Consider the following 18,404-nt stretch of genomic DNA (forward strand, 5'->3'; position numbering starts at 1 on the left):
TACACAGGAAGACAAGGTTTTCCAAACACACCTGCACGCACCTCAAGCTTCGTGCGCTCAAGGGAAACAGGGCAATCCCATTGATTCCTTGTCGGTTGTGGTCTGAAACAGTGTAACGTAAAAACGGCACCCGGTCATCTCGATTGTTCCGATACCGGGTCGGGAATTAAAGAGCGTTCCAGTCGATCAACACCTGGGTGTGGTCGCCATCGTCATCGATTGCGCCGACGGTCGAAATGAACAGCAGGTATTCCTCCTCGGTCATGTCGAACACATTATAGGTGGCCCCCTCCGGGTTGGTGATGGTCGAGCCATCCAGAACCCAGCCCTCATCCGTGGTGGCCATCTCCTGGAAGGATCCGGATCCGTCGTCGAACACCAGCGTCTGGCTTTCGGTAGTCGCCGGTTCGGGTTCCGTAGAGGCGGTGGTTTCGACATTATTGTCCTGACCGTTTTTCTTGCCATTCTGCATTTCATTGCTGGAAGCCGTCGTGTTGTTCGGCTCCGCCGTGCGCGGTCCGTTGTGATCCGTTTTTTTCTTGCCGTTACCTGCCTGTGGGTCATCCGGCGCACCATGCTGGTCGCCCCAATCCGGATCCTGTTGAGTGACGAGGCCCAGTTCCCCATGCGGCTCCCCGTTCCGTTCCGGATCGCTTCCCGTATCCGCCGCACGGGTCGGGTCGGCACCATCGGCTTCCGACAGATCGTAAAAGAACTGGATCATTCCCGGCTCCATACCGCGCGTGGCGGAACCCGGGCCAAACGGCGATTGAGGGACGATAAAGCTGTTGAACTCGCCGGTGGAATCAACCTGCCGGTCTCCCGCCGTGTTGGCGATCAGCACATCGCGTCCCGCGCCACCCAGGGAAATGTCTTCATAACTGTACTCCGGACCATCGACTTCGTCGTTGGCTTCCGGATCGGCGGTGCCCGCGGTCGAGTTGTGGTTGTCGTCGTTGTTCAGCAGGTCGTTGCCGTACCCGCCGTAAGTGTGGTCGCGGCCGGTGCCACCGACGATCCAGTCGTTGCCCAGGTCGCCGAAGATGCGGTCGTTGCCATCCGTCGGCAGGGTGCTGCCTTCCGCGATCGGGCCTTCCGTCTCGTCGAAGTTGAGGAAGAACTCCCAGCCGTTGATCATGATCTTGCGTCGCGGATCGTTTTCATCGTAAGACGCGAATTCCTCCGCCACCAGCGCCTCAAAACTCAACACGTTGCCCGGATTGAACGGGGTGAAGTAACCGGTGACGATGCTGACGCCGTCGGTGCGGTTCGGGTCGGTGGTCCCGGTGTCCGGGTACACCGTCGCGGCCGAGGTGGCCAGCGCTTCCGCGCCGGAGATGGCATCGTCGCCGGAACCGCCGTGCAGGAAGTCGTCGCCCAAACCGCCGTAGATGATGTCGTCGGCATAAAGAGCCCGGTAATGCGGGCTCTGTGCAGCGGTGTTCGGGTCCACGTTGAACGGCGTCAGGTTGACCGTTTTCTTGAGCTCGCCTTCAGCATGAATGGTCGCGTTGAACCATGGGCTGCTGGAAGAGATTTGCTGGTCCGTTTCCACCGTCTCGATGCCGTACAGCGGTTCCGCATACTGGCCTTCGGTGGTGGAGGTGTTCCGGCTGGTGTAGATGCGGCCGTCGTCGCCCAGCACGCCGTCACTGCCCGTGCCGCCGGAAATCCAGTCGTGGCCCCAGCCGCCGACGATGTCATCGTCCTGGCCTTCGCCGTACAGCACATCGTTGCCGACCATGCCGTAGATGAAGTCGTCGCCGGACTCGCCGTGGATCTCATCGTTGTCGCCGATATCGCCCAGGGTCGCCGCGTCCACGCCCATGATGTCCGGGCCGCCCTGCGTGTAATCGAGGAACTCAACCGGCCGCGGGACGATGCGCAGGGTCGCCGAATAAATGTCGTAGTTGAACGATTCGAACTGCGTCGGATCGGCCGACTGCAACAGCCGGAAGATGTTCGCGTTGTCACCGGCGATGGCGTCCGAATCCAGCGCATGACCTTCCGCGAGAGTATCGTCGCCCATGTCGTTGCGCGCCAGGTCCGTGCCCGCGCCGCCGAACAGGAGGTCCATGCCGTCCGGCCGCTGTTCCGGCGTGATCAAGCTGAACAGGTTGGAACTGCCGCCGATGATGTCGTCCTGGCCCAGGTTTCCGAAGATGACGTCGGTGCCGCCGTTGCCTTCGATGTAGTCGTCGCCGTCGGTGAGCGCGTTTTCGACCGACGGGTTGCCCATCAGCATGTTGAGGGTCGTGCGGTAAGCGGTGACGTCGGTGGCAAGATCGATGCTTCCGTCGCCCTGCATGGTGTCGTCGCCCAGCATGCCGAACATCTGGTCGTCGTCCGCGCCGCCCGCCATGTAATCGTCGCCGAAGTTGTTGAGAGCCAGCGCTTCATCCGTGGCCGAATGGTCGAGCAGGGTGATGTCGAAGTCCGCCCACACCGCCGAACCCGTCGGGTCCACATAATGCGTGGAAGCCACCAGCACCTCGCCGTCGTCCACGCCAGGCGTCTCGCCGTACATGCGGTCGCCGGTCAGAGTGCGGAAGCGCGGGTTGGTGTAATCGGTGAACAGCACGCCCAGCCGGTCGAGTTCGACGTTGTCGCCGAACAGCAGGTCGCGGCCTTCGCCGCCGTCCAGCCGGTCGGAGTTGGCACCGCCGACCACCACGTCCTCGTGCTCGTCGCCCCAGATCGTGTCCGCGCCGCCTTCGGTGCGGTCGATGGTGACCACGTAGCGCACGATGTTATTGATCAACTCCGCGTAACCGAAGTCGCCGAAAATAATGTCGTTCTCGGTGCCGCCGTGGATCTGGTCGTCGCCGGTGCCGCCGAAGATCAGGTCGTCGTCGCCAAAACCGAAGATGTGGTCCTCGCCGCCCAGATGGGTGTCGGTGGTCCTGACAGTGTCGAGCGTGGTCAGGTCGCCGTCCACGGTGAAGTCCAGTTCACCGTTGTCGCCCAGGATCACGTCCTTGCTGTCGTTACCGTGGATCACATCGACACTGCCGTTGACGCCGGCGAGAACGATGTCGTCGTCCGCGTTGCCGAAAATAGTATCCGCGCCGCCGGTGGCGTCGGTCGTGTCCGTGGTTTTGATTTTGGCGTACATGCCGTCTTCAAGTTCGATGACGCCGTTGTCGCCGAAGATGACATCGATCGTGTCATCGGTGCCGGAGGATTCTGTCGCGTCGTCGCCGTACAGCGTGTCGCCGCTGTTGCCGCCGAAGATTTCATCGCCGCCCGCGCGTCCGGATATGGTGTCCGATCCGCCGAGATCCCGGTGCAGGCTGAACATCAGGCTGGGCGGCAGGATGTCGCTGGAGACGCGGTCGCCGCGCCCGCCGAAGCCGTGAACCGCCACCACGCCGCCCAGGGCGTTGGTGTAGATGACGCGACCGAAGTCGCCGAAGATGATGTCGTCGGCACTGCCGCTTAATATCGTGTCGTTGCCGATACCGCCGAAGATGGTCAGCGGCAGGGTCGAGTTGGAGGCATCGACCTCGTCGTCATCCGTTTCCGTTCCATCCAGCAGATCGGGGTTGGCCGACTCCGCACCGCCCATGGTGTTGAGCACGAAGAACCCGTCCTCGCCGTCGTCCAGGTCCACGGTGACATTGTCGTTGCCGAGACCCGTGTTGAGCGTGGTCGTGGTGCGTTCGCCATTGACGAAGTGCGAGCCGTCGATGGAGATGGTGTCCGCGCCGGACCCGGTCCAGTAAGTGATCCCATCGTAGAAGCTGCCGTCGGTGCCGTAAGCGATGCCCGCCGGGGCCAGGCCCTGAATCCAGATGTCCGCGGTGGCAGCCAGACCATTCAACACCGCAGGCAACGTGTCGGTGATGCTCACATCGCCGTCGCCCACGGTCGCGCCCTCGTCGGAGACCATCAGGCGGTGGCGGCCGTCACCGGTGTCAAGATTGAGCGCGCCTTCGATGTCATCCAGGTCACCCGTGAGGAACTGGAAGGCATCGGCGGAACCGAAATCGAGGTCGGCGTTGGAGGCAACGAAGATCTGCTCGTTGCCTTGACCGAGATCGATGTTGGTCACCGCGATGCCGCCCGCCGCGGCGAAGCCGTTGCTGCCGGGGCTGGTGCCTTGCACGTTCAGGATGTCGTTGTTGGAACCGAGGCTGAGATTCAGCGTCTCGAAACCGTAATAATTGATACCGTCCATGCGCGTGGCCACATCGGCCTCGCCGCCGGTCAGGCCGGAACCGTTCACAACCAGCAGTTCCACGCCCGGCCGACCGTTCAATTCGTTCAGCTTGCCCTGGAACCCGATGAGGTAGGTACGACCGAACTTGTCCACAGTGACGTCGGTTTTGAATTCTTCAGTATCGTCATCGGCGACCAGAACCTGCAGTGCCTTGCGCACCACTTCCGCGCTGGCGTCGTAGGCAATGGGATCGGTTGTGCGGCCGAGGAGCGACAGCGTGTAGGTGCCGCCGGTGGCGTTGACCGTGAGTTGCTGCATGTCGTTGACCGCGTTCGCCGCGTCGCCGTCCACCCGCGTGTGCACCGAGGCGTCGCCCGCAACGGTTTCGAACGTGTCCGGATAGGTTTCGGTGGTGATCTCCAGATTGTTCAGACTGACAATGATATCGGAAACATTCGTGTTGGTCAGGTCGCCCTGGAAACGGATGACGTACACATCGTCGTTCTGCGTGACGGCAACGTTGCCGTCGCCGATGCCCGCCAGGTCCTCCAGAGCCTGTTCCAGATCAGCAGCACTGATCGTGTGCGCGAGGTCCTCCGTTTCGGCTCCTTCATAACTCAGGCGGAAGGTACCCGCCGTCGCATCGACCACCAGCGTCTGGATTTCGTTGGTCTGCGCGATGCTGAGACCCGTCAACGTGGTCTGCGTGAGGACCGCCACGCTCGGATCGGCGTAACCGCTGTCGTCGATGTTCAGGATGTCGTGCGTGCCGAGGCCGTTGGTCAGGTTGAAATCGTTGACCGCCAGCAGGTCCACCGCCTGGCCGCCCATCGCATTCTGGAAGGCGATGCGGTAGAAGCTGCCCGCTTTCGTGACCGCCACGTTGCCCGCGCCGATGGTGGACAGGCTTTCCAGTGCGGTCTGCACATCCACCTCGCTGGCGTCGTGCGCCAGGGCCACGGTTGTCTCACCGCCCAGGGACAGCGTGAAGGTGCCGCCCGTGGCGTCGATGTTCAGATGCTGAATTGCATCCACTGCCGGGACCGATCCCTGAGCCGGAGAACCGTTGGCGAAGTGCACCGTTTCCGCCTGCGGGATGTCGCCGCTCAGGGTGAGCAGACCCAGGAGGTCTTCCAGAGTCTGGCCGTCGTTGGTGACGTTGACCGTGTCGCTGTCCTCGCCGGTGTTGACGAAGGTGTGGCCGTTGATGCTCTTGACATTCACCACGTCCGCTCCGTCGCCGGTCTTGAGCGTCGTCGCGCCTGCGTGCGTGTCCTCGATGGTGAACTGGTTGTTGCCGGAACCAAGGACGATCTCCACTTCTTCCAGCTGCTGGAAGGTGACGCCGCCCGGCTGCAGGGCGCCACCGATGTTGCGGTCGCCGCCCATGCCGAGGCCGGTGATGCGGTGGCCGACGAAATCGAAGCTGTCGTCGAAGAACAACTGGCCACTGGCGAACGCCGATTCCTGGAAGTTCGTCGGGTTGTCGGTGTCCTTGAAGAACAACAGGTCGGTCTGCGTCGCTTCGTCCACCAGGAAATTCGGGTTGGTGTCGGAGATGGTGAACTCACTGGCCGGGGTCGGCACACCCGGCTCCGAGAACGGAATGTCCCAAGCCTTGTTGAGCGTGAGCACCACATTTCCGTCGAGGTCGAACTCCGCGGCCTCGATAATGCGGATCTTGTTCTTGCCTTCGCCGCGCGTGATCTCCACCGTCAGTTCGAGGAAATCATCCGCCGTCACCGTTTCCGCCGTGCGGCCGAGGAAATCGAGCACCTCCGGATCGGTCGGGTCGATCGTCAGCGTCGCCGGGTTGAACTCGTCGGCTTCCGTCGCGGCGAGGACATCGCCCATCGATTCCTTGAAGTTGGTCTCGCCCGGGAGCATGATCGGCTCGCGCTCGAACAGGCCGGAGCGGTCTTCCCCGAATCCGCCGACAATGAACAGCGGTCCCTTGATGTTGTTGGCGAGATCGAGGATCGGTGCGAACACCTTGGAGTCGCCGCCATCCACGCGGCTGTCGTCCACCGCACGGACGAATACGGTTTGTTCCACATCCCAGGGATTGTCGTCGTCGAATACCACGTCCACGCTTTCCGCCCAGGTGATGCCGTCGAGCGACACTTCGACCTCGACTTCAAACGCGCGGACGCTGTCCGGGTGGGGTGTGGTGCCGGTGCGCGAGGTGCGCGTGGGCTGGGCCGTGACCGCCACCGTGACCACCTCGCCTACGGCCAATTCCTTGGTCAGTACGACAGTGTAGCTGTCGGTGCCCCGGCCGTCGAACGCCGCGTCGTCGCCGCCTTCCACCACATCGGTGGAACCGTTGGTCTGCTTGACCAGCACGCCTGCGAATTCGTTGTCGCCGATGTCGGCCACCAGCGTGTGTTCAATGCCGTTGAAATCGGAGCCGGCCTGATTGCTGGCCGCCGTCAGCGTGAGGTCGGAGCGGTGGAAGCCTTCCGTCACACCGTCATCGACCGCCAGTACCTTGAACTCCTTCACCGTTGCCGGCCCGCCGCTGTTGAACGTGAGCGAGGTGATGACCGCATCGGTCACCGCGTCGCGGAACTCCAACTGACCGTGGCCGTCGAGGCTGACCGTGACGATTTCGCCTACCGCCAACGACTGGCTGAGCGCCACCTGAATGATGTCCCATCCGCTGGATGCGCCTTCGGAGACGATCGTCTCGCGTTGCGTTTCCGTGATCACGAGGCTCGCCACATCCGAATCCGATATGGCCACTTCCACCGTCGGGATGACGAGCCCGCTGAACTGGCCGATTTCATACCGCGCCTGGTTGGACGGCAGGGAATCCCACGCCTGGTCGAGGGTCAGCTCGGTGGTGGTGTTGGACAGAATGAGCCGCGTCTGGCCGACCGCATCCGGGTTGGCCGGATCGTCGATGATGGTCACAAATGCGCCGCGCAGGCCGTCCGGCCGCGTGGGATCGGCCGCCGTCGGGAACCCGCCTTCGAGATCGGTCAAAGTCGGCGTCGCCGGAACCGGATCGGACTTGAGTCCGGTCGCCCCTTCGATGACGCCGGTGAAGGCGTCGCTCTCTGCCGTCTCGACGTTCTCCGTACCCACCTGCACCAGCTCGGTGCCGACGGAGACGTTGTTAAAATGAGAGAACTGGGTCTCGAATCCAACGAAGAAATTAATCGTGCCGATGAACGGCAGGTGGATTTGCTTGAAGATGGGCACATCAACGAACACCGGCACCGGCACGAAAATTTCCTGTTCCTCGAACACCGGACCGGTACTGACCCCAATGGTGGAAACCTTGTGCTGGATGGCGGCGGTGTGATTGCCTTCTGCATTACCGTCGGCGATGGCCTTGAAGCGCACTTCCTGCTCGACGTTCCAGTTGGTCTCGTCGAAGATCAACTCCGCGCCGATGGGCGCACCGGTGGTCTCGTTGCGCAGTTCGGTGCCAAACTCGTCCACGAACACCAGGCCTTCCGGCGGCAGGGCCGTAACCTTGATCTTGGTTGCCGGACGCGGCGGCCGTGACAGGATGACGGTATAGGTATCGGCTCCACCGCCTTCCACCACCTGCGACTGACCGTCCGACTGGTTGATGATGATCGCGGGTTCGTCGTTGTCGGCCACATTCGAGGACACGCCCACCACCTTGGCGCCGTCGTAATCCGAGCCAGGCAGGGTGCTTTCCACGCTGTGGGTGATGATGCCGCTGTGCCCCTTGAGATCGTTGCTGATGACGCCGTTGGCCGGGGTCTCGCCGTTGATAAAAAACGTGTCGCTGCCGCGGTCGCCGACGATGCTGGTGGTGAAGTTTTCGCCCGTGCTCTGCACGAAGAAACGGTCGTCGCCTTCGGCGCCGTTGACTTCCAGTTTTTCCACGTTGGTGAAGTTGACGTTGAGACCCGCGCCAAACACACCGTTTTCGGTGATGACGAAATCGTCGCCGAACTCCGTACCCACCACGATGACCGTGTCGAAGCCGTCGCCGCCGTCGATATTGACCGGCGCGTTCACCGCGTAGGCAATGAAGTCGGCATCCGCGCCGCCGCTGACATCGGTGCGCTCGCGCTTGTCTTCCTGCGAACCCACCAGCGCAAAGGCCTGCACGAGGATGGTGTCGTCGCCCGCATCGCCGTTGACGGTGAGCACCGCCAGGTTGTGGAACACGATGATCTCGTCCTCGTTGTCCCCGGCGTTGATCGTCATGTCATTGCTGATACCGTTGCTGAGGAAACCGCGCGTCGTCTCGATGGTGGCGAACACGTCCTCCTGCGCCACACCCGCGAGTTCCGGCGTGCGTCGGGACTTGTAAAGCTGTCCCACCTGGAAGAAGTCGTTGTCCGCGCCGGAATTGATGGTGATGGCGGCGCGGGTGTCGTCGATGTAAAACTCGTCCTCGCCCGCGAGGCTGTCGATGGTAATGACTTCCAGGTTGGTGTTGTAATTGATACGCTCGACATTCGGATCGGTGTTCATCAGTGCGATGAAGGCCAGACCGCTTTCCGCCGCCGCCGCACGGAGCAGGAACCGGTCCGGGTTCTCCGTGCCCGTCACCTCGAGCACGTCGGTACCCGCGAGACCGGAATCGAACACGTGGATCAACGAATCGGTCGCGCCGCCAATGAGTCCGAGCTGATACGTATCGCTGTTCTCGCCGCCGTCCAGCGTGATCTCGGACTGGACCCCATTGGAAGCAAGCGGAGCCAGCGTGGTGGCGTCCACGTTCAGCTTCACCAGGTCGTCGCCGGTGCCGCCCTGAAAGTACATGCGCTCGGTGAGCGACTGCACGAACAACTGGTCGCCGTTGCCGTTGCCGAACACGGTGAAGGGAATCACCTTCGCTTCCAACTGGTCCACGTCGGTGTTGGCCAGGTCGTTGACAAACTCAACGACGAAATCGCTTCCATCCTTGGTCACATCGACGTTTCCGGTGCCGATGATGAACAGGTCCTCCAGCGCTTCCTGCACTTCCGCCGCCGTGGCATTGAGGGCGATCGGCGCGGTTTCCATGAAGCGGAACTTCAGGGTGAAGTAACCGATACTGGCACCGACGTTGATCCGCTGAACCTCGTTGGACGCACCGCCCGGGGTGGTGGTCGTGGCGCTGATGATGCCGAGCGCCGCGTTCAACGCATCGCGGTCGATGTCGTTGGTCGCCTCGATACGGAACTTGTCGCCGCCGGAGTTGCCGGAGATGCTGACGATGCCGTCGATCAGATTCGTGAACTCGCCCACGTTGCCCTGGCGAATGAGTGTCAACTCGTCTAACACCTCGTCGCCGCCGACGCGGAAATCGTCCGCACCGCCGCCCAACTGCACATCCACCGCCTCGAATCCCTCGAACTCGACGCGTCCGGTCAGGCCGCCCGCATCCGAATCCAGCGTCATGCCAAGCCCGGAGAGCACGCCCACTTCCACCTGCTGGTTGCCGGCGCGGTTTTCGATGAAGGATGTCAGGTTGCCGAATTCGTTGTCGGCGTCATTGGAGTCGTCGAACACCACCGTATCGTGTCCGCCCTCACCCACCAGCGTGAGCGGCCCCAGTCCGAAGGGCACGTTGAGACCCGGCCGCAGGAGCGCGCCGATGTTGTCCAGCGTGCCGCTGTCGCCGACGGTGACGGTGTCGTCGCCTTCGCCGGAGAACACAGTGACGGGCACCGTGTCTGCGGTACTCTTGACGTTGATGCTGTCGCGTCCGGCGCGGCTCTTCAGCTTGATCTGCAAAATGTTTTCGGTGGCTGGAGGCGCAACGTAGGTGATAAGCTGGTCGACCCCGAGCGAGATGGTAGCGTTTGTCAGCGAAATCGTGTCGTCGCCGGTGGTGCCGCGCGCCTCGATGATGTTGCCGTTGTCCCACGCATTGCCCTGGTCGTTGACCAGCGCGTCGATGGGATCCCCGTCCTCGGCGTAAAAAATGTACTTGTCGTTTTTCTGCTGACCATCCAGGAGTGTGGTGACTCCGTCATCGCGGGTTTCGTAAACATGGAACGTGTCGTCACTGCGGCCGCCGAGGATGGTGGAGATTTCATCCAGGCTGGCGGTCATGGTGTTGCCTTCCCACGAGGCCACCACCTGACCGTTGCGAAGGGTGAAGTTGACCCGGTCGCGCACGTCGCTGAAGTCGAGAGTGTTGAATCCAGTGCCGGTGGCGATGGTGTTCGCGCCGCCCACCAGCAGACCCAGGTACACATCGTCGTCGGCACCGCCGTCCAGGCTGTCCGTACCCGTGCCCGCGTCCAGCGTGTCGTTGCCGCCGTTGCCGAACAGGTTGTCGTTGCCCGCGCCGCCTTTCAGCGTGTCCTCATCTTCCGTACCGCCGAAGATGGAATTGATGGAACGGCCTTCGATGGTGAGGCCGATCGCCTGGAAATCGCCGTAGAGATTGTCATTGCCCGCGCCGCCATCGACGAGGTCCTTTCCGCCCATGCCGAGGATCGTGTCGTTGCCCTCATCGCCGTACAAATCGTCGTCGCCCTTGCTGCCGACGATCACGTCGTTGCCGACGCCGCCGTGAACGATGACCTCGTAACCGGAGTTGAGCCCGCTCAGGTCGATTTCGTCATTCCCCTGACCGCCGTCGGCGATGATGGTGTTGACGCCGGAGAACCTCTGCGCCAGGCCTTCGCCGACGAAGAACTGATCCGACCACACCAGCACGTCACCGCCGTCGGATTTCACATGAATCTTCTCGGAAATGTCGCTGACGTTTCCGTTCAGCCGGTTCTCGGAGTTGGAGCCGATGGACAGGGTCAGCACGTCGCCGTCCTGCGTGGCCAGAATACCCGGCCGGTTGAACGGGATGTCGAACGAAAACAGCTCGACGCGCACGAACTCGAAGGTTTTGCGGATCTTCGTGACCAGCAGGTTGATTTCGATGAAGGCGCGCATGAAGAATTCCGCCACGCCGCTGGTGTCGAACACCGACAGCGGATTGAAGCTGTTGGCGGCGAGGTTCGCGGCCATCTCGTCGAAGCGGATCTTGCCGTCGTGGTCGAGGTCGGCCAGGTTGAAGAAAATATTGATGTCGACGCCGCCCTCGACGCCCGCCGAGGCGATGAGGAAATCCAACTGCGCGCTGGCGACGATGGTCGCGGTGAGCGTCGCTTCCGGCCGGTCCTCGCCGGTGATCGGATCCAGGTCGTTCAGGAAGAACCCGTTGATGAGCGTCGCCGGGTTGAACGAACCGATGAACTGCTGCAGGCCACGGGTGTCGTAACCGAAGCCAAGGTCGATGGTGCCGCCGATACCGCCACCCAGACTGGCCACCAGAGGACCGAAGATCGGAAACTTCTGCTTGTAGAAGAAATTGAACCCGAATTCCGGCAACTCCGCGGTGAACAGGGTGACGTCATCCTGCCCCATGATGAGGGAGAAGATGGTTGCCGGATCGAACAGGTTGAACTGGAACGAACCGCCGCTCGTGACACCCGACTGGAAGCGCGTGACCGCCTGGCCACCACCGCTTCCCTCCTGGCTCGGCGAGTTGAGCGACATGTTCTTGAAGTTGACGTTTTTGAACGAATTCTTGTTGAGGTTCGGCAGACTCAGGTCGATGCGGTCGCCGGTGAGGTATCCACTCACCGCACCGACATCGAAGAAACTGGTCGGATCGGTGAGCACCAGGTCGCCGAAATTGAAATTGAGCGATCCCGTGGTGGCCAACGCCGCCTCGGCATCGCCGATCAGGTCGACCAGGAAGAACAGCTCCGCGATGGCATCGAGGAACGGACCGATCTTCGCCGTGGGGTCGAACGTCTCGATCAGGTCGCGGCCGGTGATGGTCTTGCCCGCCAGATCCGACAATAGCGGAATGCGTTTGTTCAGGAACCCGTCTGGACCGATCAGGAAATCGAGAGGCTCGATGATATCCGCGATGTTGCCGAGGACGGGTCCTGCGAAATCCGATATGAACGAACCGAGGTCGAGGCTGACGTCCGCCAGCACGATGGACGGATCGTCCACCACGAGACCCGTGTTGGGAGTGGCCGACAGGCCCCAGTGAACGATGATCCCGGTGCTGATCGACGGGAGAACGCGCGCCAGGTCGGCGCTTCCCAGCGTGGTGAAGTCCACTTCCGCCTGCATCAGGATATCGGCTGAGCCGGTGAGCGACGGCTGAAAGATGTCGCCGATGCTTCCGGAGATCAATTCGCCGATGGTCAACCGCCCGTCGTCGTTGGGGTCGGCCACATTGATCGCGCCAGTCAGGTTCAGGCCGGAGAACTCCAGGTCGCCGTCGTCATCGAGGTCGATGCCGTCGGTGATGCCCAGCGCCAGGAACAACAACTGGCCGCGGGCAAACGCGGGCATGCCCTGCGTGGAGCCCAGATCCAGGTCGATGCTGAGGGTCAGTTCATCCGGATCGCTGCTGACGAAATAGAATCCCTTGGTTTCATCCAGGCCGAACCCGAAATCCAGGTTCCAGTCGAGAGTGATGGTCGGCGTGAAGTCCGCTTCCAGTCCCAGCCCGGGAATGCCGAAATCAAACGCGATGTCCAGAGCCTGGGTGAAGGAGTCGCCGAGCTTGAAATCGAACTGGATGAAGTCCTCGCTCAGGTTCGACAGGCTGGCGCCGGAATGCACGATGTCGTCCGCACTGAGGCCGCCGACGCCGTCGCTGTCCTTCAAAATACCCAGACCGTTGAACGTGTTGAAGATCGAGTCCTGGATGAGACTGATGAGTCCGTCAAGATTGACGTTGTTGGCGCGCAGCGTGTTGGCCAGTGGGTTGAGAAAATCGTCGCGGAAGTCCTCGATGAAATTGGAAACCGGGTTGTCCTTGAGCGCGTCGGCGACAAACGGCAGTTCGAAACCGAAGATCTGACCTTCCAGCGCTTCCTGAATCTGAAGCAGGACGGCATCCAGACCATCGACCACCACCGACGGGTCGGCGAGCAGTTCAAAAATGCCGGGCGGGTTGGAGAACAGGTCGAGGTTAGGCAGGGTGACGTTGAACGCCCCCGGCACGCCGCCGATGAGGTCGTCCAGATCGGCGCTCAGTATGATTTCATTGTCGGTCCCGATGGGAATCGGGTTGTCCACACTGCCCACGAACAAAGGCAGGGTGGCGTCGGCCGTACCGGTGATATCGATATTGAGGTCGCCCAGAGAAGGCAGGCTGATGCCGCCGCCACTTCCCAGCGTGATCAGGTCGAGGCGCCCGTCGCCATCGTCATTGAGCGTGACGTCGATGCCCGCACCCAGACTGCCGCTTCCGCCATCCACCAGTACCTGGAAGGGACCGAGTCCCGCGCGGAACGACAGGTTGTTGCCGGTGGCCGAAGCGTTGGCGGCCAACCGCGTCCCGTTGGCTCCTGTAAACAGGAAGAGGCCCTTGTCCGCGCCCGTGAGATCGAGACCGAGAGCCAGTTCCACATCGACGCCCGCACTCACACCCAGGTTGCCGCCCGCTTCCAGGCTGACAAGGTCGGTCAGAAACTCTGGCGCGCCGGCCGAGGCCAGCACGTCCGCCAGGTTCAGCGAGAACGGCCGCGTCAACGAAGCCGCCGCATCGAATCCCAGGTTGATACCGAGCACGGACGTGGTCGGGTTGAACGAAAGGATGTTGCTCGCCGCGGCGGGCAGATCGAAAATATCCACCAAAAGATCGTTCAACGCCTGCACGGAACCGGAAGGATCGGCGGAGAGCGCATCCAGCCGGTCGGCCAGTTCGTCGGCGATCTGCACGAGGTCCGCCACACTGCGGTTGACGAGCGGCAGGTCGTAGTCCAGGGCATCGGCGATGGCGGAACCGCCGGGGCTGGTGCCGTCCAGGCCCTGCAGGAACTCGACGAAGAAACTCAGGCCGTCGATGATGTCCTGAAAACTGAGGTCCTTGAACTCGCTGATGATGGCGTCGAAGTCCGGCCCGGTGAAACTGAGGTTCACTTCCGGCAGGCTGGTGAGCCAGTTCGGGCTGGTGCCGTCGATGGACAACGTCGCGTCGAAATTGCTGATCGGGTTGTTGGCGCCGTCGAACAGCCCCGCGGTCGGGTCGATGTCGAGGCTGAACGTGAGGCCGCCGCCGATGGCAACGTCCAGGAATCCGGTGTTCAGGTTGTCCAGCGTGCCGCCGAAAGCGGGCGGATCCACATACAAAAACTTGCCCTGCGAAACAGCGGCGATGAGCGTCTCGCCGTTGACCCGCGTGCCGCCGTCGAGCGGATTGATGACACTCAGGTTGGCGTTGGCGCTAATGCTGCCGCTGCCGTCCGCTTCCACTTCCAGGAACCCGACGTTGGCCACGAGGTTGAGCGTGGTGGCGTCGATGCTGGCCATTGCGTCCAGAGAGACATTGTCGATGAAAAACTCGGCGGACGCGCCCGCGAACGGATCGCCTTCACCCGACTCGAATCCCAGTTCGGTGATAGCGCCGTTGGCATTGCCCGCATTGGGCCCGGTGGTCAACGAATCCGGCACGTCGATCGACAGACGGTCCACATTCGTGTGATCGCCGGTGATACCCAGCCGGTTGCCCTCCGGATCGACGCGGAACGCATCGACCAGTCCCGTACCCAGGCCGGCATTGGTCAAACCGGTATCGACCGCGGTGTTGAGTTGGGTGAGCAGGTCGTCGATGCTGGTGTTGCCTGCGGTGCTGGCGGCGGACAGGAAAACATCCACCGTGGTGCCGTCCACATCCAGTGAAAATTCGATATCGTCGTCGAGCACCCCGTCAAAGGGCGTCGGCGAACTGAGGAGTCCCATTTCCTGGAACGCCGGGTCGTTGTAATCGGCATTGACTTCGATGCGGCTGGTGGTGCCGACACTCGGGTTGAACACCTCCGCCGACAGGTTGCCGGTGAGCGTGGACAGGGCAATGCGTCCGCCGCCGGCGTCCACCGTGATCGGCGATTTGAAGACCACCTCCACCGTGTCCCCGCCCGGAGCGGTGACATCCACTTTCAGTTTGTTGCCGGGAGCGGTGGTGACCGCCACGTTGTAAGAACCACTGAGACCCGCGGAGTCCAATACATCGAAGATGGCCGCTTCCAGAGGCGTGTCCAGATGGCTGTTAGTCAGCGTGGCGTTCAATTCGTCCAACTCCAGCACGTCGTCGTTGGCGCCGCCGTTGAGTCCGTCGAGCACATCGACGGCGCGCAGACTGCCGCTGTACTCGTCGGTGCCGTTGATGATGACCGTGAACTCGACATCCTCGTGCAGGGTCTGGAAGGGCGTGCCCGAGGCGGTGACCATACCGCCGTTGCCCAAAGCTCCCGTCGACAGTTCGCCACCGCTCAGGAAACCAAGAGTCAGCCCCTGGTTGACCAGCTGGGTGTTGACCTCCGTCTGCACATCGACCTTGAGATCGTCGATGCTGGCGTTGGCCGTGTCGCGGTTGACGGTGACGGTGATGGAGCCCAGCTCCGTCTCCGGCACCGTGAATTCCGAAGGCGTGCCCGCAAGCAGGGTGACGGCCTTGCTGAACAGGGTGATGTCGAACGTGGCGGTAGAAGACAGCACACCGTCGGCGGCGCCTTTCAGCGTGTTGTCCCCATCGTCCAGAGGTGGCAGAAGGAGTCCGCTGGGATTGAACGACTTGTCGGTGTTGGTGGCATCCTTGAACACCACCGTGTACACGCTGTCGTTGCCCTCGACCGTCCTGGTCACTTCAACCCGCCAGTCAAGCGCGTTGGCGATAGCCATACTGTTGAGTGCCGAGGCCACCAAAGTGTCAGAGTCGTTGTACTGAATAGTCCCGGTCTCAAACGCGCCTGTCGGGTCGGCCAGCTTGTAACTGCCCAGGGTCGCGTTGTCCACGCGCACCACCTGCACCGAGAAGTCCGACGCCGACGCCCCGTCCTGCGGAGAAATACTGAGTTCCGCCACGTTGTCCGGAGAGAACGGCGAGGGCAGGAGTTCGATGTCTTCACTCGGCGCCAGCCCGATGCCGAAGTCCAGGTTGAAATCGAAACTGGTGCTGAGGTCGAATTGGCTGGTGGTGCTGATGCCCGCAAGGTCCCCGAGGCTCGCCCCGAAGGAAATGGGGGAGGTGCCGATGTTCAGCAGGGAGCTGAAATTCAGGTTGAACGACAACTCACGGCTGGTCGGATTGAACCGCGCCAAAAGCGCACCCACGGGCAGACCCAGCACCGGGGCCAGTTGATCGACCAGGTCCTGGATGCTGTCGAAATCGAAATCCGGGATGCCGTCGTCGTCGAAATCCGGAATGGTGGCGTCGCCGCTGACAAACAGGGGATCGAGAATGTCCTGCTTGAACGCTTCGCCGAAATCCAGGAGATCCCCCACCTTGACGCCGGTCAGGGGTATCGTGATGTCCAGCAGGTCGCTGTTGGACAACGCCGACAGCGTGTCCACCAGGTCGCTCAGCATGCCCGCCACATCCGACGGGGTGATGTTGCTGAAATCGAACAGGTCGATGGAGCCGCTGGTCAGGCTGATGCTCGGCAGGACACCGTTGTAAAAATCGGTGAACGTCGGGAACACAATGTTCAAAATGCCGCTGGTCAGCGGGATGTCTCCCGGCAGATTGATGCCGGACTGGACGGTGACGTTCAAATCCCCGGTGGTGAAGCCGGTGCCTGTGGGCGTGACCGAAACCAGGGACGCCAGGTCGAAGCCGAGATCGGTGACCTCCGAGAGCGCGATCTTGTTGTCCACCGGGTCGCTGACCGTAACCAGCAGGCCGCCGGAATAGGAAATTTCATTCCCCGCCCCTCCATCGACGGTGACATCGAGGAAACCCAGGTCGAGGGCGGCGCTGTCGAGGTTGCCGTCCACGTCGACCGTGAAGTCGAGTTCGGCCCCGGCCAGGAATGCCGTGGGCGTGCCGACGGTGGTGACGCCGATGCCGACACTGCCGGCGAACGTGGCGTCGACGGACAGCTGGGCGTCGATGTTGAAATTCAGGAACGCGCCTTCGGTGCCGAGGTCGATGTCGATCAACTGGTTCAGGATGGATTTGGAAATGCCCGCGTCCACCACGATCTCGAGATTGTTGGACGCATCGCCCTGGTATCCCGGAGACAGGTCCACGGCGCTGCCCACACCCGGCAGGTTGGTGATGGCGTCGGTGACATCCGACAGGTTGACGCCCGCGCCCAGCCCGTCGATCTGTTCGCGCAATTCCTGGAACATGTCGGCCAGACCGAACAGGGCCGAGAACGACCCCGTATCCGGATTCAGCATGGGCAGGGCGGAACTCAACTCCGAAACCGATGAGGTGAGTCGCGTGACCAGGTCCTTGGCGGCGTTGATGCCGATTTCCAGTGAATCCTGGATGTCGCTGGTGATGGCGATGTCGAGTTCTTCGGCGGCGGTGTCGAGATTCGTCAGGGTGTGCGCGCCGCTGGAAATTCGTTTGTTCAGGGCCTCGTTGACCTGAAGGGTGCCGGTGGTGGCGGTGAAGTCGAGGCGGTCCGTGCCCTCGCCCGCCGCTTCATTCAGGGAATCTACGCCCCAGTTGTCTGCGAATTCATAGACATCGTCGCCGAGGCCGCCGATGAGCGTGTCGTTGCCGGTGCCGCCGATCAGACGATCAGCACCGCCCAAACCACTCAGCGTGACGTCGCCGGTGAACGCGGACGCATCCAGCGTGTTCTCGCCTGCGCCGCCGGTCAATTCGGCTTTTTCGAACCCGGACAGGGTGAACGTTTGCCCGCCTGCATCGAGGCTGGTGTTGGTGAGGGTCTGGTTGGAATTCTTGGTGGACTTCAGCGTGTCGTCGCCGGTCCCCAGGAAGTTGATGGTCTTGCCGCTGCCCAGCGTACCCAGGTCGAGACCCAACGAATCCGCACCGGCGGTACCCGTGATATTGATGGTGTTGGTGGGATCGGCCGTGTCGAAGGACACAACCGTATCCGTGTCGTCAACCAGTTGATACTGGTTCAGGCCGGCATCGAATTTAAGAGTGAGATCGTTGAATGCGCCGTAGGTGAGATCGGCAGAAAGCAGCAGGCGGGGTTCCAGAGTTTCAAAAACGGGGCGTTCACGACTGGAACGGCGAAGCGACGTCGGCACCCGGGTGTGGCGCCGGCCCCAGCGCTTGCGACCAAGCCTTGAGGATGGGTTGTATTCTTCTACAGACGACGGGTCACACGTCACCGGCCCAAACGGATAAGCCATGAGTCCCTCCCACAAAACTCCAAAGCGAACCTTAGATTGATACTCTGGCGCAGGCCGTGTGGGAGTGATTTGCTGCCCCTGTCCCCCTTAGGCTTTGCTCCTCTGAAAACTCCGCCCGACTCGTCCCCGGCATTGCGTCAGGTGGCCTTCACCACCCCCCACCCTGCCA

At 62.0% G+C, this 18,404-nt stretch carries 1 protein-coding gene; it reads right to left on the minus strand.

The genetic code is table 11. The features are described from left to right. Positions 1–166 precede the first annotated feature (166 nt). Entirely contained in the window at positions 167–18,235 is an 18,069-nt protein-coding gene (locus ACTRW9_RS01250) for an LEPR-XLL domain-containing protein (protein ID WP_442427995.1), read from the minus strand. Positions 18,236–18,404 lie beyond the last annotated feature (169 nt).

It is taken from the genome of Nitrospina sp. 32_T5 (assembly GCF_052156635.1).
GTDB lineage: Bacteria > Nitrospinota > Nitrospinia > Nitrospinales > Nitrospinaceae > Nitrospina.

What these genes read in the sequence shown, in the direction of transcription:
- ACTRW9_RS01250 (WP_442427995.1), bottom strand. Translation starts at nt 18,235, where the DNA reads ATGGCTTATCCGTTTGGGCCGGTGACGTGTGACCCGTCGTCTGTAGAA.